The organism is Nocardiopsis sp. NPDC006938, from assembly GCF_042869555.1.
In the GTDB taxonomy this organism is placed as follows: domain Bacteria; phylum Actinomycetota; class Actinomycetes; order Streptosporangiales; family Streptosporangiaceae; genus Nocardiopsis.
This window is the reverse complement of the sequence record NZ_JBIAGA010000014.1, coordinates 90,619-110,450: the sequence shown is the minus strand read 5'-3', so window position 1 is coordinate 110,450 and position 19,832 is coordinate 90,619. Positions and strand designations below refer to the sequence as shown.

At 73.7% G+C, this 19,832-nt stretch carries 18 protein-coding genes; 7 read left to right on the top strand and 11 right to left on the bottom strand.

Going from position 1 to position 19,832, the window contains the following annotated elements; genetic code table 11:
- The first annotated feature begins 63 nt into the window (after positions 1–63).
- Positions 64–603: a winged helix-turn-helix domain-containing protein gene (locus ACFYL4_RS20550; RefSeq protein ID WP_357759646.1), complete on the top strand. Its 540-nt coding sequence runs from the start codon at positions 64–66 to the stop codon at positions 601–603.
- 157 nt (positions 604–760) lie between these two features.
- Here the strand turns inward: ACFYL4_RS20550 and ACFYL4_RS20545 are convergent, their stop codons facing one another.
- The 4 genes from ACFYL4_RS20545 to ACFYL4_RS20530 all read right to left on the bottom strand — a co-directional run bounded on the left by ACFYL4_RS20545 (position 761) and on the right by ACFYL4_RS20530 (position 3,227).
- Complete coding sequence (locus ACFYL4_RS20545; RefSeq protein WP_387520010.1) at positions 761–1,978, bottom strand: YeiH family protein; 1,218 nt, start codon at positions 1,976–1,978, stop codon at positions 761–763.
- Entirely contained in the window at positions 1,975–2,115 is a 141-nt protein-coding gene (locus ACFYL4_RS20540; protein ID WP_387520008.1) for a hypothetical protein, read from the bottom strand. Before ACFYL4_RS20540 ends, ACFYL4_RS20545 begins: the two co-directional genes overlap by 4 nt.
- Before the next feature lie 174 nt (positions 2,116–2,289).
- Entirely contained in the window at positions 2,290–2,688 is a 399-nt protein-coding gene (locus ACFYL4_RS20535; RefSeq protein ID WP_357759656.1) for a rhodanese-like domain-containing protein, read from the bottom strand.
- Positions 2,685–3,227: a cysteine dioxygenase gene (locus tag ACFYL4_RS20530; protein WP_387520006.1), complete on the bottom strand. Its 543-nt coding sequence runs from the start codon at positions 3,225–3,227 to the stop codon at positions 2,685–2,687. The genes ACFYL4_RS20535 and ACFYL4_RS20530 overlap by 4 nt, the downstream gene beginning before the upstream one ends.
- A gap of 610 nt (positions 3,228–3,837) precedes the next feature.
- On the opposite strand from ACFYL4_RS20530, the gene ACFYL4_RS20525 reads away from it, so the two are divergent.
- From ACFYL4_RS20525 to ACFYL4_RS20515, 3 genes are all read left to right on the top strand, one after another.
- Positions 3,838–5,088, top strand: a complete 1,251-nt coding sequence (locus tag ACFYL4_RS20525; RefSeq protein ID WP_387520004.1) for an SfnB family sulfur acquisition oxidoreductase — start codon at positions 3,838–3,840, stop codon at positions 5,086–5,088.
- Between the two features lie 366 nt (positions 5,089–5,454).
- On the top strand, positions 5,455–5,997 hold the full coding sequence (locus tag ACFYL4_RS20520; RefSeq protein WP_387520002.1) for an NADPH-dependent FMN reductase: 543 nt from the start codon (positions 5,455–5,457) through the stop codon (positions 5,995–5,997).
- Between the two features lie 94 nt (positions 5,998–6,091).
- A complete protein-coding gene (locus ACFYL4_RS20515; protein WP_387520073.1) occupies positions 6,092–6,568 on the top strand; it encodes a flavin reductase family protein in 477 nt (158 codons plus the stop codon).
- 31 nt (positions 6,569–6,599) lie between these two features.
- On the opposite strand, the gene ACFYL4_RS20510 is transcribed toward ACFYL4_RS20515, so the two are convergent.
- Positions 6,600–7,019: a hypothetical protein gene (locus tag ACFYL4_RS20510; RefSeq protein ID WP_387520001.1), complete on the bottom strand. Its 420-nt coding sequence runs from the start codon at positions 7,017–7,019 to the stop codon at positions 6,600–6,602.
- Positions 7,020–7,180: 161 nt separating this feature from the next.
- Here ACFYL4_RS20510 and xylB point away from each other — a divergent pair, with 161 nt between their 5' ends.
- Positions 7,181–8,593: a xylulokinase gene (gene xylB, locus ACFYL4_RS20505; protein WP_387519999.1), complete on the top strand. Its 1,413-nt coding sequence runs from the start codon at positions 7,181–7,183 to the stop codon at positions 8,591–8,593.
- Between the two features lie 120 nt (positions 8,594–8,713).
- On the top strand, positions 8,714–9,661 hold the full coding sequence (locus ACFYL4_RS20500; protein ID WP_387519997.1) for an aldo/keto reductase: 948 nt from the start codon (positions 8,714–8,716) through the stop codon (positions 9,659–9,661).
- A 30-nt stretch (positions 9,662–9,691) separates the two neighbouring features.
- On the opposite strand, the gene ACFYL4_RS20495 is transcribed toward ACFYL4_RS20500, so the two are convergent.
- Together ACFYL4_RS20495 and ACFYL4_RS20490 are read right to left on the bottom strand one after the other, a co-directional pair.
- The gene (locus ACFYL4_RS20495) at positions 9,692–10,924 is read right to left on the bottom strand and encodes a homoserine O-acetyltransferase (protein ID WP_387519995.1); all 1,233 of its coding nucleotides are present in this window, start codon (positions 10,922–10,924) and stop codon (positions 9,692–9,694) included.
- Complete coding sequence (locus ACFYL4_RS20490) at positions 10,921–12,237, bottom strand: bifunctional o-acetylhomoserine/o-acetylserine sulfhydrylase (RefSeq protein ID WP_387519993.1); 1,317 nt, start codon at positions 12,235–12,237, stop codon at positions 10,921–10,923. Before ACFYL4_RS20490 ends, ACFYL4_RS20495 begins: the two co-directional genes overlap by 4 nt.
- A gap of 227 nt (positions 12,238–12,464) precedes the next feature.
- Here ACFYL4_RS20490 and ACFYL4_RS20485 point away from each other — a divergent pair, with 227 nt between their 5' ends.
- Complete coding sequence (locus tag ACFYL4_RS20485) at positions 12,465–14,957, top strand: ATP-dependent Clp protease ATP-binding subunit (protein WP_387519991.1); 2,493 nt, start codon at positions 12,465–12,467, stop codon at positions 14,955–14,957.
- Between the two features lie 102 nt (positions 14,958–15,059).
- Here the strand turns inward: ACFYL4_RS20485 and ACFYL4_RS20480 are convergent, their stop codons facing one another.
- The 4 genes from ACFYL4_RS20480 to ACFYL4_RS20465 form a co-directional block, all read right to left on the bottom strand.
- Positions 15,060–16,151 (bottom strand): glycoside hydrolase family 5 protein, encoded by a 1,092-nt coding sequence (locus ACFYL4_RS20480; RefSeq protein WP_387519990.1) that lies wholly within the window; start codon positions 16,149–16,151, stop codon positions 15,060–15,062.
- A 241-nt stretch (positions 16,152–16,392) separates the two neighbouring features.
- Complete coding sequence (locus tag ACFYL4_RS20475; RefSeq protein ID WP_357759685.1) at positions 16,393–16,599, bottom strand: hypothetical protein; 207 nt, start codon at positions 16,597–16,599, stop codon at positions 16,393–16,395.
- A gap of 21 nt (positions 16,600–16,620) precedes the next feature.
- A complete protein-coding gene (locus ACFYL4_RS20470; RefSeq protein WP_387519988.1) occupies positions 16,621–17,790 on the bottom strand; it encodes an SDR family NAD(P)-dependent oxidoreductase in 1,170 nt (389 codons plus the stop codon).
- Positions 17,791–17,961: 171 nt separating this feature from the next.
- On the bottom strand, positions 17,962–19,821 hold the full coding sequence (locus ACFYL4_RS20465) for a hypothetical protein (protein WP_387519986.1): 1,860 nt from the start codon (positions 19,819–19,821) through the stop codon (positions 17,962–17,964).
- Positions 19,822–19,832 lie beyond the last annotated feature (11 nt).

The following is a 19,832-nucleotide window of genomic DNA, read 5'->3' as shown; positions in this document are numbered from 1 at the left end:
CAGCGGCGAAAATTACCCACTAATCCGGTAGCTTTTGCCTGAAATCAGAAGCATGATGGACCCATGCTCAGCGCACACACCGCACCTCCCCGAGCCGCCGCCCGCCCCGCACCGACACGGAGCCACCCGGCCCTGGCCGCCGTCGCGCCCCCCGCCTCCTCCGGTCCGGAGGCGCCGGACGGCGACCACTCGCTCCTCGGGGTGCTCCCGCTACCCGAGAGCGGTCGGTACATGCTGGTGTACGGCGTCGTCGTCGACGAACCGCACCCCGGAGCGCCCCCGGCCCCCGAGACCGGCGCAGACCTCCTCCTGGACCGCGACTCCCGCCGGGTGTGGTCGCGGGGCGCCGAAGTCGAGCTGACCTTCCAGGAGTACGAGCTCCTGGAGTGCCTGACCGCCTCCCCCGGCCGCGCGGTCACCCGGGGCGAGCTCATGGAGCGGGTCTGGGGCACCAGCCGAGAGCTGCACTCCCGCACCATCGACGTGCACATCCACCGCCTGCGCCGCAAGCTCGGCCGGGCCGGGGGCCGCATCGCCACGGTGCGCAAGGTCGGCTACATCTACCACGGCCCCCCGACGTCGGTCCCCGAGCGGGGGGACTGACCCGGCGGTCCGCCGCGCGGGGTTCTCGGAGAACGCGCGGCGGACCGCACCGCACCCGTGTGCCGCGAGGGGCGCGGCGCTCCCTGGGGGGGGGGAGGCGCCGCGCCCCTCGCCCGTCACGGGCCGGGACGACCGGACAGGACGACCGGCCGGGGCGTCAGAAGGAGAACCCCCGGAAGAGGAGGATCGCCAGCAACAGGCCGACCAGCAGGTTGAACACGGTCGCGGCACCGAAGACTCCGATCGGGCGCCACCCCGCCTCCCTCAGGGACGAGAGCCGGAACTCGAGTCCGATGCTGGTGAACGCCGCGATGAGGAACCAGTCCCGCAGCGCCTTGGCCGTGTCCAGGCCCGCCTGGGCGTCCTCGGGCGCGTTACCCGCCCAGAGCGTGGCCACCACCGAGGCGACCAGGAAGCCCAGGACGAACTTGGGGAAGCGGTCCCACAGGGTGCGCACGCCGGGTCGGCCCTCGGCGGGTCCCGCGCCCTCGGGTGACACCCGGAAGGCGAAGTAGGCGGTGAGCAGCACCGCGACCACACCCATGAGGACGTTCTGGGTGGCCTTGACGATCGAGGCGATCTGGAGGGCGTCCTCTCCCACGATCGCCCCGGCGGCCGCGACCGCGGCCGTGGTGTCGATGTTGCCGCCGATCCAGGCCCCGGCCTGGGCGTCGCTGAGCCCGATCACCTCGACGAGCCACGGCAACAGGAAGATCGAGGGCACGGCGAAGAGGATGACCAGGCTCGCCGTGTAGGCCAGCTGCTCCTTCCTGGCCTGGACCGCGCCGGCGGCCGCGATGGCCGCGCTGACACCGCAGATGGAGACCGACGAGGCCAGGAGGGCCCGCAGGCGGTCGTCCAGCCCGAGCCTGCCGCCGAGCCACCAGGTGAACAGGAACACCGAGGTGACCAGCACCAGCGCCTGGAGGACGGCCGGTCCGGCCGCTCGCACGATGACGTCGAACAGGACCGTGGAGCCCAGGAGCACCAGGCCCGTCTTGATGAGGAACTCGGTCCTGAAGGCCGGGGACAGCCGGTCCAGGAGTCCGGTCAGGGACAGGACCAGGTTCCCCGCCAGCCCCAGGAGGATCGCGTAGACGGGGTACTCGACCGCGCTCGCGAACCCGGCCAGGGCCGTTCCCTGGGCGGCCTCGGGAACCCAGGACTCCAGGAACCGTGTGGCGGCGGCCAGCGCCAGGAGGACGAGCAGGCCGAGGGCGGCCCACGCGCGCGGGGCGGGCGGTGGGGCCGAGGGCTGCGTCCGGTCGGCGGGGTCGGCGCCGGGGGCGGTTTCCGGGCCGGTGGTGGTCGGTTCGGCCGGCTCCGCCGCGTCACCGTCGCCGGGCGTGCGGGGGCCGGGGGTCGGCGCGGTCACGGGATCAACCCCTCGGGGATCGCGCCGAGCAGGCACAGCCCGAGCAGGACCAGACCGGTCAGGGTGGCGGCCCAGTCCTCGTTGATCCGGGGGCGGGTCCGCGCGGGGGTGGTGGAGGGCGGGGGTGTCTCACTCATGGTGCTTCTCCTCCGGGCGCCGGGGGCGCCCTGGTCGGGGGGACGGAGCGGTGGGCCCTGCGGTGGACCGGTGCGACGGCGGCCCTTTCATATTAAACCTACTTATTTAGTATAGATCACGCGTACGGGGCGGCACCGACCCGAAGCGACCACAAAGGGCCGCCCCAGGGCCGATCAGGAGGCGGCGGAGGACGCCGCCCCGACCACCGGAAGTCCGGCCTCGCGCCAGGCGCGGAATCCACCCACCAGGTCGGTGGCACGCGCCAGGCCCAGCTCCTGGAGCTGGGCGGCGGCCAGGCTGGAGGCGTACCCCTCGTTGCAGAACAACACCACGCGCAGGTCGGGCGAGTCCGCCTCGGGCACCCGGTCCGGGCTGGTGGGGTCCAGTCGCCACTCCAGGACGTTGCGGTCGATCACCAGGGCACCGGGGATCTGCCCCTCCTCCACCCGGTTGGCGACCGGACGGGTGTCGACCAGGAGCGCACCCGCGCGCTGGGCGCGCAGGGCCTCGCCGGGGTCGAGCCGTTCCAGGAGGGCGCGCCTGCTGTTGAGCACCCGGTCGATGGCGCTCACCGCCCAGCCCTCCCCGAGGCGGGGACCGACGCCAGCGTGGGCACGTCGGGTTCGGGGTCGGTGGTCAGGACGCTGCCCGTGCGTCGCAGGGCGTCGTCTCCGGTGACCTCGTAGTAGTGCATCGCGGTGAGCGGGGGCGAGTAGGCGTGCACGCTCACGGCCGGGCGGTCCGAGGCGTTGACGACGTCGTGCACGTGGCCGAGCGGGAAGCGGCCGCCCCCGGATTCGGGGAGAGCCCGCTCGCGCAGGCCCGCGTCCCAGTAGCGCTCGACCAGTGTTCCGGTGACGACGGTCAGGGCGCCGAGGGAGCCCGCGTGGTCGTGCAGCCGGGTGGACTGGTCCGGAGTCCAGGAGATCAGCCAGACGTCGGTGTAGTCGTCGGCGTGGAGCCGCACCGACCAGCGGTTCTCGGCGTCGAAGCGGATCTCGTGAATCCCCTGCCGGACCTCCTCGGCGATCCTCGCGGTCAGCGCGGACAGGCGGTCCAGAGTGAGCGGGGTCGGCGCGGTGGTGCGCGTGGCGGCGTCGTCGGCGGTCATGGTCTTCGTGTCTCTCTTCGGGCGGCGGGCGTCAGTGGTCGGTCGGGAGAGGGGCGTCCTGACAGCGTTCGTCGAAGGTGTACGGCCGCCACCGGGGCCGGGGGCGTGGTGCTGTGCTGACTGCCATGACCGCAGTTAACCATATTCCCTACAGGTTTAGTCGGTAGTTGTGGATCGACACGCGCAACACCCGCCCCAGGGGCACCATGCGCCCCCAACCCCCTGACCAGCTGATACAAGAAATCCCTACTTTATTGGTTGACAAAATCGGGTTACGGAGACCACAGTGGACACCACGCCGACCGGAATCGCGGAGCCGGTCGGCGTGGACCCGCCGAACCCTCGCGCCGTCCGGGCCACCCCGTCGGACGGACTCACGAGCGCGAGGCCGGTCCACGTTCCGGGCCGAGGGGGCTGCCATGCGCGGAGCCGCCCGAACCCTCGGCCCGGACACCCACAGGGGACCGGGCCTCACCGGGGCCGCCGCGCCACACCGACGATCGACTCCTCACGGCCGAGCCGACCCACCCGTGCTTTGATTCCAGGTAATTCCAGTAGGCATTTCGGATTACCGGGCGTGTCGGTCGCGCCCCAGCTCAGGAGGTTCCCCTTGTCCGAGACCATCACCGGCACCGTCCCCGGCACTCCCCTGGTCCCCGTCCTCGCCCACGCGGACGACGCCCTCCGCGCCGCCCGCTCCCTGGCGCCGTTGGTCGCGAGCGGAGCGGCCGCCCGCGACCGGGAGCGCCGTCTGCCCCACGAGGAGATCCACGCGGTCGCCCGCTCCGGGTTGCTGGGCGTCACCGTCCCCCGAGACCTCGGAGGGGCCGCCGTCGGCGCCGCCACCGTCGCCGAGGTCCTGCGCCTCCTCGGCTCCGCCGACCTCAGCCTGGCCCAGATCCTCCAGCCCCACTTCGCGTTCCTGAACGCCCTGCGGCTGCGCGGCGGCCCCCGGGCCGCGCACCGCGTGTACGCCGACGTCCTCGCGGGCTCCCTGGTGAGCAACGCCCAGGCCGAACGCTCCGGCACGACGGCGCACACCCACGCCACCCGGATCGAACGCGACGGCCCGGGGTACCGGATCGACGGCACCAAGTACTACGCCACCGGTTCGCTGTTCGCCGACTGGATCGCCGTCGTCGCCCCCGCCGACACCCCGGCCGGACCGCGCCCGCACCTGGCGTTCGTCCCCGCCGGACACCCCGGCGTCAGCGTCGAGGACGACTGGGCGGGCATGGGCCAGCGCACCACCGCCAGCGGCACCGTCCGCCTCACCGGGGTGGAGGTCGAACCCGACCTGGTGCTGGACCAGTATCGGACCTTCGAGGAACCCACCACCTACGGTGCCTTCGCCCAGCTCCTGCACGCCGCCGTCGACGTCGGCGCCGCGCGCGGAGCCCTGGAGGAGGCCGCCGAGTTCGTCCGCACCAAGAGCCGCCCCTGGTTCGAGAGCGGCACGGACACCGCCGCCGAGGACCCCCTGCTCGTCCACCGCTTCGGCGAGTTGGAACTCCTGGTCCGTTCGGCCGAGGCCCTGCTCGACACCGCCTCCGCCAAGGTGGAGTCGGCCGACGCGGTCCTGGCCGGGGACACTCCCCGAGCCGGGGCCGAGGACGCCACCGCGGAGGCCTCGGTGGCCGTCGCCGCCGCCAAGGTGGTCGGCGGTCGGGCCGCCGTCGAGGTCTCCTCCGCCCTGTTCGAGGTGGCGGGCACCCGCGCCACGGCCGACGAAGCCAACCTGCACCGGCACTGGCGCGACGCCCGAACCCACACCGTCCACGACCCGGTGCGCTGGAAGGTCCAGCACATCGGCGCGTACTCGCTCAACCGCCAGCGCCCTCCCCGGCACGGACAGATCTAGCACCCGGAGAACAAGGACTGACACCCCCATGCCCCTGACCTTCCACTGGTTCCCTCCCACACGGGGAGACAGCGGAGGCGTCGTCGGCGTCGGCCACGGCGCGGACGTCGTGTCCTCCTCCGTCCGGCGCACCCGCGAGCCCTTCCCGGAGTACCCCCGTCAGTCGGGCCACCCACGCCTTGAGGAGACGCACTGGTTCGGCGAGGGGGTGCCGCCCCTGCTACGCGAGCGCGGCCTGTGGCACCACCCGGACGGGCCGGAGGGCACCGACGCCGCGCCCCGGCACGGGTCCCCTTCGCCGTGGCCGGACGCGCCGCCGGTCCCGCGGCCCCCTGAAGACCGTCCCTCGTCCGATCCGGAGTCGTCATGAGCACCACCGTCCTCGTCGGGAACCCGCGCCCGGGTTCGCGCACCTCCACCGCAGCCGGGGCCGTGGCCCGCCACGCCGCACGGGCCGCGGGTCTGCCGCCCCACGCCGAGGTGGTCGAGCTGGCGGACCTCGCACCGCTGCTGCTCAGCCCCGGCCCCACACTGGACGTGCGGTCCGCGCTGGACCGGGTGAGCGGCACCGACCTGCTGGTCGTGGCCAGCCCCACCCGCAAGGCCACCTACAGCGGCCTGCTGAAGGTGTTCCTCGACCTGCTGCCGCACCGCGGCCTGGCGGGGGTGACGGCCGTCCCGGTCCTGCTGACGGCCTCACCCCCGCACACGCTGGCCGTGGACGCGCACCTGCGTCCGCTGCTCCTGGAGCTCGGGGCCACGGTGCCCGCGCCCGGGCTGGCGCTGCTGCGGGACACCGTGCCCGAGGACCCGGGACACGCCCACCTGCTGGACCCGGTACTGGCCCCGTGGGCCGACGCGGCCGCCCGCGGTCTGCGCGCGGCCGTGCGTTCCGGCACCACCGTGTGACCGCAGCCGTCGAAGGGAGAGTCCGTTGGGTGTCACCGGGACCGAGGCGTCGCCGACCGGCGCGCGGATCGAGGCCGACCGGTTCCGCGCGACGATGCGCCACCATCCGGCCGGGGTCGTCGTCATCACCGCGGACGTCGGCGGCCGCCCCGTGGGGCTGACCGCGACGTCGTTCACGAGCGTGAGCCTGCACCCGCCGCTGGTGTCGTTCTACGTCGCCGACTCCTCCACCACGTGGCCCACACTGCGGCGCGCGGGGGTGTTCGGGGTGCAGCTCCTCGGCGCGGGCCAGGAGGACGTCGCGACGCGTTTCGCCAGCCGTGGCGCGGACCGTTTCGCCCCTCCCACCGTCTGGAGCCCGGGGCCGGACGGGGTACCGCTGTTGGACGGCGCGGTGGCGCACCTGGTGTGCGCCCGCCACGACGCGCGCATGGTCGGCGACCACTGGCTGGTCATCGGCGAGGTGACGCACACCCTGGTCCTGGCGGACCCGCGCCCTCCGCTGCTGTACCACCGGGGCGGGTTCACCACGGTCGCCTCCCGCGAAGCGGAGCACCACCGGGAGCGGTAGGGGCCGCCGCTGTGCCCTCCAGGAGCCGGGGTCAGCGTTCGAAGAGGGAGCGTACGCGGGCGGCGAACCGGGCCAGGGCGCGGAGCGGGCGGCGGGAGCGGGCGACCGGGCGCAACCCGGGCCGCACCGTCACCGGGGCCGGTCCGCTCAGGGGCGCGGTGACGGTCAACCCGCGCGGAGTACGGCGCAGGGCGGGGCGCCCGACCCCGGTGTCCAGCGCCACCCGGTGCAGGGGTGCGTGGTCAGCGCTCCGGACGAGGACGAGGGCGCCTTCCTCGTGGAGGACCCGGACCTGCCGGGGGTCCGTGCCCGGGGCCAGCTCCACCTCGACCACGAGGTGGCCCCCACTACGTCCGCTGTCCACCCGGGCCACCGGTCCCGCGGCGAACTGGGCCCACAGGTGTTCGTCGATCCACTCGCCGGTACCCGCGAAGACATCCGTGCCACGCATCGGACCACTTCCCCTCGTCCTTGAGTTGTCTGCGCTCAAGTTTATTGATGCGTTTAGGCGGGAGCAAGAGGGTTTCCACTCCGCTCCCACCACCGTGACGGGCGTCACCGCGATGCGAGAATGGGCTCCGCCGCGCTCGCCCCCACCCCGAAGGAGCCCCCATGGCCCTGGTCGCCGGAATCGACAGCTCCACCCAGTCCTGCAAGGTCGTCGTCTGCGACACGGCCACCGGCGAGGTCGTGCGCGAGGGCCGCGCCCCGCACCCGGATGGCACCGAGACCGACCCCGCGCACTGGTGGTCGGCGCTGGTCAGAGCGTCCTCCGGCCTCCTGGACGACGTGGCGGCGGTGTCGGTGGCGGGCCAGCAGCACGGCATGGTGGTGGTCGACGAACACGGCGACGTCGTCCGCCCCGCACTGCTGTGGAACGACTCGCGGTCCGCCGGCGCCGCCCGCGACCTCGTCGACGAGCTCGGCGGCCCCGCGGCGTGGGCCGGTGCCGTGGGCAACGTCCCGGTGGCCAGCCTCACCGTGAGCAAGCTCCGCTGGCTCGCCGAGCACGAACCCGCCAACACCGCCCGAGCGCACGGCGTCATGCTGCCCCACGACTGGCTCACCTGGCGGCTCGGCGGCGCTCGACACGCGCCCACCACCGACCGGGGCGACGCCTCCGGCACCGGCTACTGGTCGCCCGCGAGCGGCGCCTACCGCACCGACCTGCTGGCGCTGGCGCTGGGCCGCGAGATCGACGTGCCCCGTGTGGCGGCGCCCGCCGAAGCCGTGGGCCACACACCGGAGGGCACCGTCATCGCCCCCGGCACGGGCGACAACATGGGGGCGGCGCTCGGTCTGGGCCTGCGCCCCGGCGACGCCGTCCTCTCCCTCGGCACCAGCGGCACCGTGTTCGCCGTGCACGAGCGGGCCACCCACGACCCCGGCGGGGCCGTCTGCGGGTTCGCCGACGCCACCGGGCGCTACCTCCCCCTGGTCTGCACGCTGAACGCCGCCCGCGTACTCGTCGCCACCGCGACACTGCTCGGCACCGACGCGGACGGTCTGGACGCGCTCGCCCTGGCGGCCCGCCCCGGCGCGGACGGGCTGGTGCTCCTGCCCTACCTGGACGGAGAACGCACCCCGGAGCTGCCGCACGCGACGGGCTCCCTCCACGGCCTGCGCCGCGCCAACATGCGCCCCGAGAACATCGCGCGCGCCGCCGTGGAGGGCATGTTGTGCGGTCTCGCGGACGGGCTGGCCGCGCTCACGGCGAACGGGGTGGGGATCGAACGCGTCCTCCTGGTGGGCGGAGGCGCCGCCTCGGCCGCCGTCCGTGCCGTGGCCCCGTACCTGCTGGACGTCCCCGTCGAGGTACCCCCGGCGGCGGAGTACGTCGCGCGCGGCGCCGCCCGCCAGGCCGCCTGGGCCCTGTCCGGCGGAACCGAACCGCCCGAGTGGCCGCTCGGCGCCCCCGGGGCCGCGACCTCCGGGACAGCGGGGGGACCGGCCGCCGACCCGGGTGTCGGAGCCCGGGTCCGGGAGGCCTACGCGGAGTACCGTGGCTCCCTCCACGGCGGCTGAGCCGGTCTCCTCGGTAGCGGGACGCTGCGCCGTTCCCGGCGCTGCCCGTTGGCCGCCGCCCCCGGCTGTCCTAGCGTGGGGCGGGCAAGCGCACCCCTGGGACACACGGAAACGGTGGACATGAACGACTCCGCGCGGCGCCGGATCGGCGCCTCCGACCTTCGGGTCGGCTCCCTGAACCTGGGCGGCAACGTCTTCGGGTGGACCGCCGACGAGGCCACCTCCTTCGCCGTCCTGGACGCCTACCGTGCGGCGGGCGGGAACTTCCTCGACACCGCCGACTCCTACTCGGCCTGGGTCGACGGACACGGCGGAGGGGAGTCGGAGGGGGTGATCGGCCGGTGGCTGGCCAGCCGGGGCCGCGCCGACACCGTGATCGCGACCAAGGTCGGCGGACACCCGGAGTTCACCGGGCTGTCCGCCGCCAATGTCCGGGCCGCCTCGGCGGCCTCCCTGGAACGGCTCGGCGTGGAGGCCGTCGACCTCTACTACGCGCACTTCGAGGACCCCCACACCCCGGTGGAGGAGAGCGCGGAGGCCTTCTCCTCGCTGGTGGACGAGGGGCGCATCCGGTACGCGGGCCTGTCGAACCACTCCCCCGAACGGGTCCGCGCCTGGCTCGACGCCTGCGACCGGCACGGGTGGCACCGGCCGGTGTGCCTCCAGCTCCAGTACAACCTGGTGGAACGCGGGATCGAGCGCGACCTGGCGCCGTTGGCCCGCGAGGAGGGTCTGGCCCTGCTCCCCTACTTCGGCCTGGCCCGGGGCTTCCTCACCGGCAAGTACCGGCGGGGCGCGGCCGACGTCGACAGCCCCCGGGCGGCGGGGGCCCGCGTCTACCTGGACGACCCGCGCGGCGAACGGGTGCTGGCGGCCCTGGACCGGGTCGCGGCGGAGCGCTCGGTGCGCCCGGCCACGGTCGCGCTGGCCTGGTTGGCCGAGCGCCCCGGGGTGACCTCGGTGCTGTCCAGCGCCCGGGACCTGGAGCAGCTGGAGGCCCTGGTGGCGATGACGGACCTGCGTCTGGGTCCAGAGGAGACCGCCCTGCTGAACGCGGCCTCCGCCTGACGCGACCGCGCGGGTGCGCCGGTCCCGCGCTCATTCCGAGCCGGTGAGCAGCTCCTCGACCAGCGCGGCCACCTGGTCGGTCTCGACGAGGAAGCCGTCGTGCCCGTGCGCGGACCGGATCACCCGCACCTGGCCGGGCCTGGGCAGGTGACGGGCGATCTCCCGCTGCTGCGCGAGCGGGTACAGGTGGTCGCTGTCGACACCCGCCACGATCGTCCGCTCCGGCAGGCCCGCCAGCGCGGCCGCCGCTCCCCCGCGCCCGCGTCCGACGTCGTGCCCGTTCATCGCCTCGGTGAGCAGCACGTAGCTGGCCGGGTCGAAACGGCGGACCAGCTTCCACGCCTGGTGGTCGAGGTAGGACTCCACCGCGTACCGGCCCTGCGCGGCCGGGTCCTCTCCGCTCTGGGCGGCCCGGCCGAACCGGGCGTCGAACTCCGCCGCCCCCCGGTAGGTGACGTGGGCGATCCGGCGCGCCACCCCGAGCCCGTCGACCGGGGCCCGGCCGGTGGAGTGGTAGTCGCCGCCGAACCAGTCCGGGTCCGCGCGCACGGCGTGCAGCTGCGGCGCGGCCCAGGCGATCTGCCAGGCCGTGGTGGCGGCCGGGCAGGCCATGACCAGTGCGCGACGCACCCGGCGGGGGAAGGTGAGCGCCCACTCCAGGGCGCGCATCCCTCCCATGGAACCGCCGATGACCGCCGCCCACGCCCGCACGCCGAGGGCGTCGGCGAGGGCCTCCTCGGCCCGAACGGTGTCGCGCACGGTGACGCGCGGGAACCGGCTCCCCCAGGGTCGTCCGTCGGGTGCGTCCGAGGAGGGGCCGGTGCTCCCCTGGCAGCCGCCGAGGACGTTGGGGGCCACCACCAGGTGGCGGTCGGTGTCCAGTGCCAGACCCGGGCCGACCACCCCCTCCCACCAGCCGGGGCTGGGCTGGCCGGGGCCGGGCGGTCCGGTCAGGTGGGCGTCTCCGGTGAGCGCGTGCAGGACCAGGACCGCGTTGGTGCCCTCGGCGTTGAGCCGTCCCCAGGTCTGGTAGGCCAGGCGCACACCGGGCAGTTCCTCCCCCGACTCCAGCGGCAGGGGGCGGTCGAGGCGGAGCCAGCGGCGCCCGGCCTCGGGGTCGCCCTCGCGCCAGCCGCCCCGGACGGGGCCGGAACCGGCGGGGCCGGAACCGCCGGGGGCGTCGGCGGTCCCGTCGCGGTGGGACCGGTCCGGACCGCCCCCGTGGGTACGGTCCGGACCGGCCGGTCTCGGCGGAGCGGTCACTGGTGGGCCCTGGCCGCTCGGAAGCCCAGTTCGAGGTCGGCGCGCAGGTCGTCGACGTGTTCCAGGCCCACCGCGAGCCGCACCAGCCCCGATGCGACTCCGGCGGCGGCACGGTCGTCTGGGGAGAGCTGGCTGTGGGTGGTGCTGGCCGGGTGCACGATGAGGCTGCGCACGTCGCCGATGTTGACCAGCTGGCTGAACAGCTCGGTGCCGTCGACGAAGGCCCGACCGGCCTCCACCCCGCCGTGCAGCTCGAAGGAGAGGACCGCTCCGGCCCCCTTCGGCAGGTACTTCCGGGCCGCGGCGTGGAAGGGGCTGGAGGGCAGGCCCGCGTAGTGCACGCGATCGACCTCGTCGCGCCCCTCCAGCCACTCGGCCAGCGCCTGGGTGTTGCTCACGTGCCGGTCCAGGCGTAGGGAGAGGGTCTCCACACCTTGCAGAACCAGGAAGGAGTTGAAGGGCGCGATGGCCGCACCGGTGTCGCGCAGCAGCTGGACCCGGAGTTTGGCCGCGTAGGCGCCGGGGCCCAGGGCCTCCCAGTAGCGGAGCCCGTGGTAGCTGGGGTCGGGTTCCACGAACCCGGGGAAGCGGTCCCCGTGCGCGCCGAAGTCGAAGGTGCCCGCGTCCACGACGACCCCCGCCACCGTGGTGCCGTGGCCGCCGAGGTACTTGGTGGCGGAGTGCACGACGACGTCGGCCCCGAAGTCGACGGGGCGCAGCAGGTAGGGGGTGGGGACGGTGTTGTCCACGACGAGCGGGACCCCCGCCTCGTGGGCGGCGTCGGCCACCGTCCGCACGTCCAGGACGTTGCCGCCGGGGTTGGCGAGGGTCTCGGCGAAGTACAGCTTGGTCTCGGGGCGGGTGGCGGCCCGCCACGACTCGGGGTCGTCCTGGTCCTCCACGAACGACACCTGGACGCCCAGCCTGGGCAGGGTGTGGTGGAGGAGGTTGTGGGTGCCGCCGTAGAGCAGCGGGCTGGCCACCAGGTGGTCCCCGGCGCCGACGAGGTTGAGCAGGGCCGAGGTGACGGCGGCGGACCCGGAGGCGAAGGCGACCGCCGCCACTCCGCCCTCCAGGGCGGCGACGCGCTGTTCGAGCACGTCCTGGGTGGGGTTGCCGATGCGGGTGTAGATGTTTCCGGGCTCGGCGAGGCTGAACAGGTCGGCGCCGTGCTGGGTGTCGCGGAAGACATAGGAGGTGGTCTGGTAGATCGGTGTGGCCCGCGCCTGGGTGGCGGGATCGGGCTCGGCCCCGGCGTGGATCTGCTGGGTCTCGAACGACCAGGACCGGATGCGGGTGGTGTCGGTGCTCAACGAACGCCCCTTCAATCTAAATCCGACCGGAAAAGTAGGGAATAGGCACGAGGCTAGCACCGACCACCGGGATTGACCAGAGACCCGCTCCCCGCCGACCCGCACCCCACCCGCCCGAGCCCCCGGGCGGGTGGTACCGACCAGTTCGGGTGGTTTCACTTAGGGTGATGGTGCGACTCCGACGGGCCGCCGCGCCCGTTCGTCAACACCACGGGGGACGACACGACATGAGCACCGACTTTCCCGACGGTCCCGGCGACGACCCCGGTTCCTTCGACGAGTTCCTGGCGCGGTTCCTCGGCGGGGCCCGGGGCCCCGTCCGCCGCGTCGACCTCTCCCAACTGATGGACCCCGAGGCCCGCAGGGTGGCCGACGCCGCCGTCCGGCGCGCCGTGGAGAGCGGCGGGTCCGACGTCGACTCCGTCCACCTGCTGTGGTCACTGCTGCGCTACCCGCCCGTGCGCGAACTCCTGGGCCGCGCCGACACCGACCTGACATCCCTGGACGACGTCGTCGACCAGGCCGTCGCCCAGACGCCCCGCGCTGTACGCGGCGGCGCGGCCCGGCTCACACCCGCCGCCAAACGCACCTTCCTCGACTCCCTCCAGATCGCCCGCGCCACCGGCAGCGCCAGCATCACGCCCGAACACCTGCTGTTCGCGCTGGCCGTCAACCCCGACGCGCCCGTCGGCCAGCTCCTGCGCGACTCGGGGGTCACCCCGCAGACACTCCAGAAGGCCGCCGGAGCGGTGCCCGCGAGAGAGCCCGGCGAGGGGGCGCCCTCCGACACCCCGCACCTGGACGAGTTCGGCACCGACATGACCGCGCTCGCCCGCGAGGGCCGCCTGGACCCGGTCATCGGCCGCGACGACGAGGTCGAACAGTGCATCGAGGTGCTGGCGCGGCGACGCAAGAACAACCCCGTGCTCATCGGCGACCCGGGTGTCGGCAAGACCGCCATCGTCGAGGGCATCGCCCAGCGCATCTTCGACGACGACGTCCCCGAGACCCTGCGCGGACGCCGACTGGTCCAGCTCGACCTGTCCGGTATTGTCGCGGGCACCCGCTACCGGGGCGACTTCGAGGAAAGGCTCAACGCCATCGTGGACGAGATCCGCGAACGCTCCGACGAGCTGCTCATCTTCATCGACGAGATGCACACCCTGGTCGGGGCGGGCGCCTCCGAGGGGTCGACCAGCGCCGGGAACATGCTCAAGCCCGCCCTGGCCCGAGGCGAACTCCACATCATCGGCGCGACCACCGTCGACGAGTACCGCAAGAACATCGAGAAGGACGCCGCCCTGGAGCGCCGGTTCCAGCCGATCCAGGTGCCCGAACCGTCCGTGCAGGACACGGTGGAGATCCTGCGGGGCCTACGCGACCGCTACGAGGCCCACCACCAGGTGCGTTTCAGCGACGACAGCCTGGTCGCGGCGGCGGAGCTCTCCGACCGCTACGTCACCGACCGTTTCCTGCCGGACAAGGCCATCGACCTCGTCGACCAGGCCGGAGCCCGGGTGCGGCTGCGGCTGAAGACCTCCAGCTCGGCCCTGCGCGAGCTGGAACGCCGCCTCAAGGACCTGGAGGAGCGCAAGGAGAAGGCGGTCCAGGAGGAGGACTACGAACGGGCCTCCGCGCTGCGCGACGAGATCAACGCGGCCAAGGGCAACGTGCACCAGGCGCGCGGGACCGGCTCCGCCGTCCCCGAGGTGGGCCCCGCCGACATCGCCGAGGTCGTCTCACGCAGCACCGGTATCCCCGTCTCCCAACTGACCCAGGAGGAGCGGGACCGGCTCGTCAACCTCGAGGAGGTGCTGCACGACCGGGTGATCGGCCAGGACGAGGCGGTCACCGCGGTCTCGGAGGCGATCCGCCGCAACCGCGCCGGACTGGGCGACCCCGACCGGCCCGTGGGCAGCTTCCTGTTCCTGGGACCCACCGGTGTGGGCAAGACGGAGCTGGCGCGCGCCCTGGCGGAGGCGCTGTTCGGCTCCGAGGACGCCATGGTGCGGATCGACATGAGCGAGTTCCAGGAGCGGCACACCACGAGCAGGCTCACCGGGGCGCCGCCCGGGTTCGTGGGCTACGAGGAGGCCGGGCAGCTGACGGAGGCGGTACGGCGTCACCCCTACTCGGTCCTGCTGCTCGACGAGGTCGAGAAGGCCCACCCGGACGTGTTCAACCTGCTGTTGCAGCTCCTGGACGACGGGCGGCTCACGGACGGCCAGGGCCGGACCGTGGACTTCCGCAACACCGTGGTGATCATGACGAGCAACCTGGGATCGGAGGCGATCACCGGCGGCGGTCCCATGGGTTTCACCTCGGGCGGACAGATGGACCCCGACACCGAACGCCGGGTGATGCGCCGACTGAAGGAGGAGTTCCGCCCGGAGTTCGTGAACCGGGTGGACGAGATCATCGTCTTCCACCAGCTGGGCGAGGACGAGATCAGGCAGATCACCCTCCTGATGCTGAAGGACACCGAGGAGCGGCTGCGCGCCCAGGACATCGGGGTGCGCTTCACCGACGAGGCCGTGGACTGGCTGGCCCGACACGGCTACCAACCCGAGTTCGGCGCCCGCCCCCTGGCCCGGACGATCCAGCGCAACGTGGGCAACCAGCTCTCCCGCATGGTGCTGGACCGTCGGGTGCTCTCCGGCGACCGGGTGGTGGTCGACGTCGGCGAGGCGGACGATCTGGTCTTCACCACCTCTCCCTAGGAGTGAGGAGGGGCCGGGTCCGGGAGGAGACCTCCCCGACCCGGCCCGGGGCCGCCCGCGCGCCGGGCGGCCGCAACGGTCGACCGCCGGTCAGCCGACCGCTCAGACGGACAGTCCGCTGGTGCGGATACGCTCGCGAATCCACTCCCCCGCGGGCTTGAGCGCGTCGGTCCCGGCGAACGGCCCGCCCGCCGCGCAGGTGCCGGTCTCGAAGACCGCCCCGGAACGGAAGTCGTCCGAGAAGTTCCAGTTCACCCAGCTGATCTGCTCCTGGGCCATGAAGTCGAGGTAGGCCTGGGCGGAGGCGAAGTCGTTGGGACCGTCGCCGGTGTGCTCCTGGGTGCCGAACTCCGTCACGAACAGCGGCAGTTCCCCGGCCGCCTCGCGGAACACGTCGAAGTGCACACCGTCGTGCGAGGCGGCGTAGAAGTGGTAGACGTACATGATGTTGTCGGCGTCGACCGGGTTGTCGACGATCTCGGTGTGGTCCGAGCCCTCCGAGACACCCAACGAGGACCACGCGCGGGTACCGACCAGGACCACCGCCTCGGGGTCGCGCTGCCGGATCACCGGGATGACCTCCTCGGCGTAGCCCTTCACCGAGTTCCAGGAGACCCCGTTGGGCTCGTTGGCGATCTCGTAGAGGACGTTGTCCTTGTCCGCGTGCTCGGAGGCGATCTCGGCGAAGAACTCCTTGGCGCGCGCGGTGTTGTGGTTGGGGTCGCCGGGTGTGAGCATGTGCCAGTCCACGATCACGTAGAGGCCGCGCTCGGTACCCTCCTCGATGAGTTCGTGCACCCGGTCGGTGAAACCGCGCGGGTCGGTCTCGTAACCGCCCTCCTGGATGTACATGGACACCCGCAGGACGTCGGCGCGCCAGTCCTGGGCCAGGGCGTCGAGCGAGGCGTCGGTCAGACAGTGGTCGAACCACTGGAGCCCGTGCGAGCTCATCCCGGTGAGCTGGATCGGCTGGCCGTTCTCGTCGCAGAGCTTGAGGCCGCACACCTCCAGCTGTCCGTGCTCGCCGACGGCGCTCATCGCGGTCTCCCCGGAGACGGGGACGGCCCCCTCCGTGGAACCCCCGGGGAAGAGGGCGGCGCCCATCAGGAGCGCTCCCAGGGCGGCCACCCCCAGAGTGCGGAAGGGGTGCCTGCGGGGGGAACCGGGGACGGGGGTGGTGCGGTGACGCGCCATGGAGGACCTCCAGCGGGGTGCGGACCGGCCCGTGCGACGGGGTTCGCGCGGTCCGTATCCGGAAGGAGTGTTATCTGAAAAAGCTAGGCTCCGGTAGCGCAGACGTCAAGGGCCGTGACCCACGGTGATCGACGGGCCCCGCGGCCGGGCACGACGGCGCGCACACGACCCGGCGCCCGGGTCCGGGACTGCCCGGCCCGCAGGACCCGGCGGGCCGGGCAGGGCGCCGGGACCGGCGGGATCAGGCGGGCTCGGGCTGCGGGTCGGGGCCGGGCGGCTCCGGAACCGGCAACGGGCCCGGCTCCGGGACCGGGTCGGGTTCCGGGCTCGGCTCCGGCGGGATCGGCTCGGGCGGCATCGGTGCGGGCGGGAACGGATCGGGCGGCATCGGATCGGGTTGGCGCTGCACCGGTCCTCCGGCGCTCGGGGCCACGCTGTCGGGGTTCATGGGGTGCCCTCCTCTTCGTCCTTACTCGTCTCGTCGGGGGTTCCTCGCTGCCCTCTCGTCGCCCCGGCCCTCGGCAGCGGAGCGCTGGTTCATACGGCGGCCCGCCCGTTCGTTGAGGACGGTGAGGGCGCCGACCAGGCGCCCCAGAGCGCCCTGCCCCGCCTCCGACCCGGGCCGCTCCTGCGCGTCCCGGGGCATGGCGGGCAGCAGACGGCCGACCACACGCATCGACGCCTGGGTGAACCCGGGAGCGACTCCGTGCACCGCCATCCCCAACCGGGCCACGGGCGAGATCACCAGGAACCCCCGGCGCCCGGCGGTGGCGCGCACGATGCGCCGGGCCGCGTGCTCGGCGCTCACACTCACCAGCGGCAACCCGGCGGCCAGGGCGAACCACGCGTACTCGCGTTCGGGGTCACCACTGAAGACCACACCCCGGTGAGAACCGGTGCGCATCAGTCCCGGCACCACGGTGGTGACGCTGACTCCGCCGCGCGCGCTCTCGGCCGCCATGCCCTCCGACAGCGCCGCCCAGGCGTGTTTGGCCGCCGAGTAGGGCAGCATGTGCGGCACCGAGAGGTAGGCGCCGATCGAGGTGACGTTGACGATGCCGCCCCGGGTCCGGCGCAGACGCTCCGTCGCGGCGCGGGACAGGTGGAACGGCGCCCAGAACATGACGTCCATGGCCTGTCGGAAGTGTTCCTCGGTGAGGCTCTCCATCGGTCCGACGCGCATGATCCCGGCCGAGTTGACCACCGTGTCGAGCCGCCCGAAGTGCCGTTCGGCCTCGTCCAGCAGTTTCTCCACCGCGTCCGGATCGGTGACGTCGCAGACCACGCCGTGGGCGGTCACACCCCTGCCGTTGAGCTCGGCGACGGCGCGGTCCAGATCCTCCCGGCCCCGGGCGCAGACCACCACGGAGGCACCGCTGGCGCCGAACTCACGGGCCAGCTGGAGGCCGAGCCCCCGGGAGCCCCCGGTGATCAGCACCACCCTGCCGTTCATCAGACCGGACCGGCGGCGCTCCGACAACGCGGAGGCGCCAACACCCAGCACCGCCCCCGCCGCGCCCCAGGCGAGGAGTTCGAGACCGTCACGGGGCGGCGGGGGTTCGGGCAGGCGACGACGACGGGCCCTGGACCACGCCCAACGCAGACCGGCCAGCGCCAGGGGCGCCTTCCAACCGTTCACGGCGCACCACCGGTGCCCTCGCACCCGTGACGCCCGTGCTGGGCCTGCGGCATGTGCTCCCCTGTTCGTCGACGTCGGCTGGCGTGAGGATGTGGGTGCTGCGGTACCCGGCATTCGACGGCCGAAAACGACGCGGACGAAGAGATGGGGGAATCCGGGAGCACCCGTTGGTCAGGGCAGGAGCCCGTACACCGGAGCGGTCCGGCCGCCGTCGGCGTCCGCGTCCAGAACGAAGGAGACCACAGCACCCGGAACCGCCAGGAGGCGGTGGTCGGCGTCGCCGGACCGGGGGGCGGACTCCTCGTCGAACCGCGGCCACCTCAGGTCCTGCTCGGTGACGGTGCCGCCGTCGAGCGGCGCGACCAGCACCGACCGGCCCCCGGGCCCCTCACCCGCCATGAGCGTCCCGGTACCGGTGGCCACCAGGGCGTCCGCCAGGAGCAGCGGCGCACCCAGGGCGTCGGCGGCGCCGGGCGCGGCCACCTCGGTCCGCCTCCCCACCCCGCCCTCGGCGTCCGTCTCCTCGACGAGGACCGCCTCCCCCTCATCCGACCCCGTGAGGACCACGGCACCGGCGGTGTCGACGGCGAGCACCCCGGTACCGGCCGGGGCGTCGACGCCCGAACCCGTTCCGGCCACCGGTTCCCCGGTCTCCAGGGCGAGAACACCGTCACCGGTGACCACCACCGCCTCGCCGTCCGTACCGGGGCGGCCCTCCCGGACCGTCGCGGCCCCGATCGGACTGGCGCCCCGTGGCCGCCACTCGTGGCTCCACAGGCGCGCACCCGTGACGGTGTCCAGGACCACGACGCCGACCCGCGCGCTCTCGGCGACGTCCCCGCCGGAGGACACGGCGGGCGCGCCCCGGTCGGAGTGCTCGTCCTCGTCGAGACAGACGCGGGTCACCAGCAGACGGTCGCCGTGCCCGACGACCGCGTCCCTGTCGGGCTCGAGGCAGACCAGCCCCGGCGCCGTGCCGACCTCCAGCGGGAACTCCCACAGCCGCCGCACGGAGTCGGTCGCGTGGGCGACCACCCGGTCACCGCCGCTTCCGCGCTCGAGGTGGAAGCGGCCCTCCGGGGTGAGGTGGTCCGGGCCGCCCTTCGGAGCGTCCGGGAGCTCGGGCATGACGGCGTCCGCGACCACCGCCCCCGTGGCGGTGTCGAGCACGACCACGGTCGGGTCCTCCCCCTGGCGCGCCCGGTGGACGAGGCGGGCGTGGCCGTCGTCCCCGGGAAGGAAGCCCGTCTCCACGTTCCTGGCGAGGGGGTGCCGGTAGCTCCAGAGCTCCGCCCCGGTCGCGCCGTCCAGGCCCACCAGCCCGTCCTGGTACAGCACCACCGGGCCGAGCGGCCCGCGCCCCACACCGACGACCGGGTGTTCGGGCTGCCAGGTCCACCCCACACGGGTGACGTCGGCGGGAACCGGCGCGGGTTCCAGCACCCGCGCGGCCGTGGTGTGCTCGACCGTGGCCAGCCGGGTGAGAGCGGGCGTCTGGGTCACGATGAGCGCGACCATGAGCGCGCCGCCCCCCGCCCCCAGGAGTGCGCGGCGCCACTCGCGGACCTGGAGGGCACGCGAGGCACCGAGCACGAGGAACAGCCCGAGGGAGATCGAGCAGACCGCGATCCACAGTTCCGCGATCGGGGTGGGCAGGTCGCGCACGCTCGAACCCGCGTCGGAACCCAGGTACCAGGCGGGCAGCGCGGCCACCGCCATACCCAGCCCCAGGACCGCCGAGGCGGCGCGCGACACCAACCGCCCGCGTCCCGGAGGACGCTCGGGGTCCCCGTCGCGATCGGCCGCGCCCAACAACAGGGCCACGACCGTGATCAGGGCCAACAGCGCGGCCGACCCCGCCACCCAGGCGAGAGCCGGGGTCGGGGTCCCGTCAGCGGTGTACCCGTCCAGGCACACCACCGTCAGCACCGCGCCGCCCGCCAGCACCGTGATCCCGGCCCAACCGAGGACCCCTCCCCATCGCCCGCCCATGCGTCCTCGAAGTCCCCTCGTGTCCCGGTCGTCGCCCATGCGACTCGTAT

Bases quoted from the DNA above. Each gene is read 5' to 3' on its own strand.
- xylB (WP_387519999.1), top strand. From the start codon at position 7,181: ATGGCCCTGGTCGCCGGAATCGACAGCTCCACCCAGTCCTGCAAGGTC.
- ACFYL4_RS20475 (WP_357759685.1), bottom strand. From the start codon at position 16,599: ATGAACCCCGACAGCGTGGCCCCGAGCGCCGGAGGACCGGTGCAGCGC.
- ACFYL4_RS20515 (WP_387520073.1), top strand. From the start codon at position 6,092: ATGCGCCACCATCCGGCCGGGGTCGTCGTCATCACCGCGGACGTCGGC.
- ACFYL4_RS20510 (WP_387520001.1), bottom strand. From the start codon at position 7,019: ATGCGTGGCACGGATGTCTTCGCGGGTACCGGCGAGTGGATCGACGAA.
- ACFYL4_RS20530 (WP_387520006.1), bottom strand. From the start codon at position 3,227: ATGACCGCCGACGACGCCGCCACGCGCACCACCGCGCCGACCCCGCTC.
- ACFYL4_RS20465 (WP_387519986.1), bottom strand. From the start codon at position 19,821: ATGGGCGACGACCGGGACACGAGGGGACTTCGAGGACGCATGGGCGGG.
- ACFYL4_RS20480 (WP_387519990.1), bottom strand. From the start codon at position 16,151: ATGGCGCGTCACCGCACCACCCCCGTCCCCGGTTCCCCCCGCAGGCAC.
- ACFYL4_RS20550 (WP_357759646.1), top strand. From the start codon at position 64: ATGCTCAGCGCACACACCGCACCTCCCCGAGCCGCCGCCCGCCCCGCA.
- ACFYL4_RS20520 (WP_387520002.1), top strand. From the start codon at position 5,455: ATGAGCACCACCGTCCTCGTCGGGAACCCGCGCCCGGGTTCGCGCACC.
- ACFYL4_RS20500 (WP_387519997.1), top strand. From the start codon at position 8,714: ATGAACGACTCCGCGCGGCGCCGGATCGGCGCCTCCGACCTTCGGGTC.
- ACFYL4_RS20540 (WP_387520008.1), bottom strand. From the start codon at position 2,115: ATGAGTGAGACACCCCCGCCCTCCACCACCCCCGCGCGGACCCGCCCC.
- ACFYL4_RS20485 (WP_387519991.1), top strand. From the start codon at position 12,465: ATGAGCACCGACTTTCCCGACGGTCCCGGCGACGACCCCGGTTCCTTC.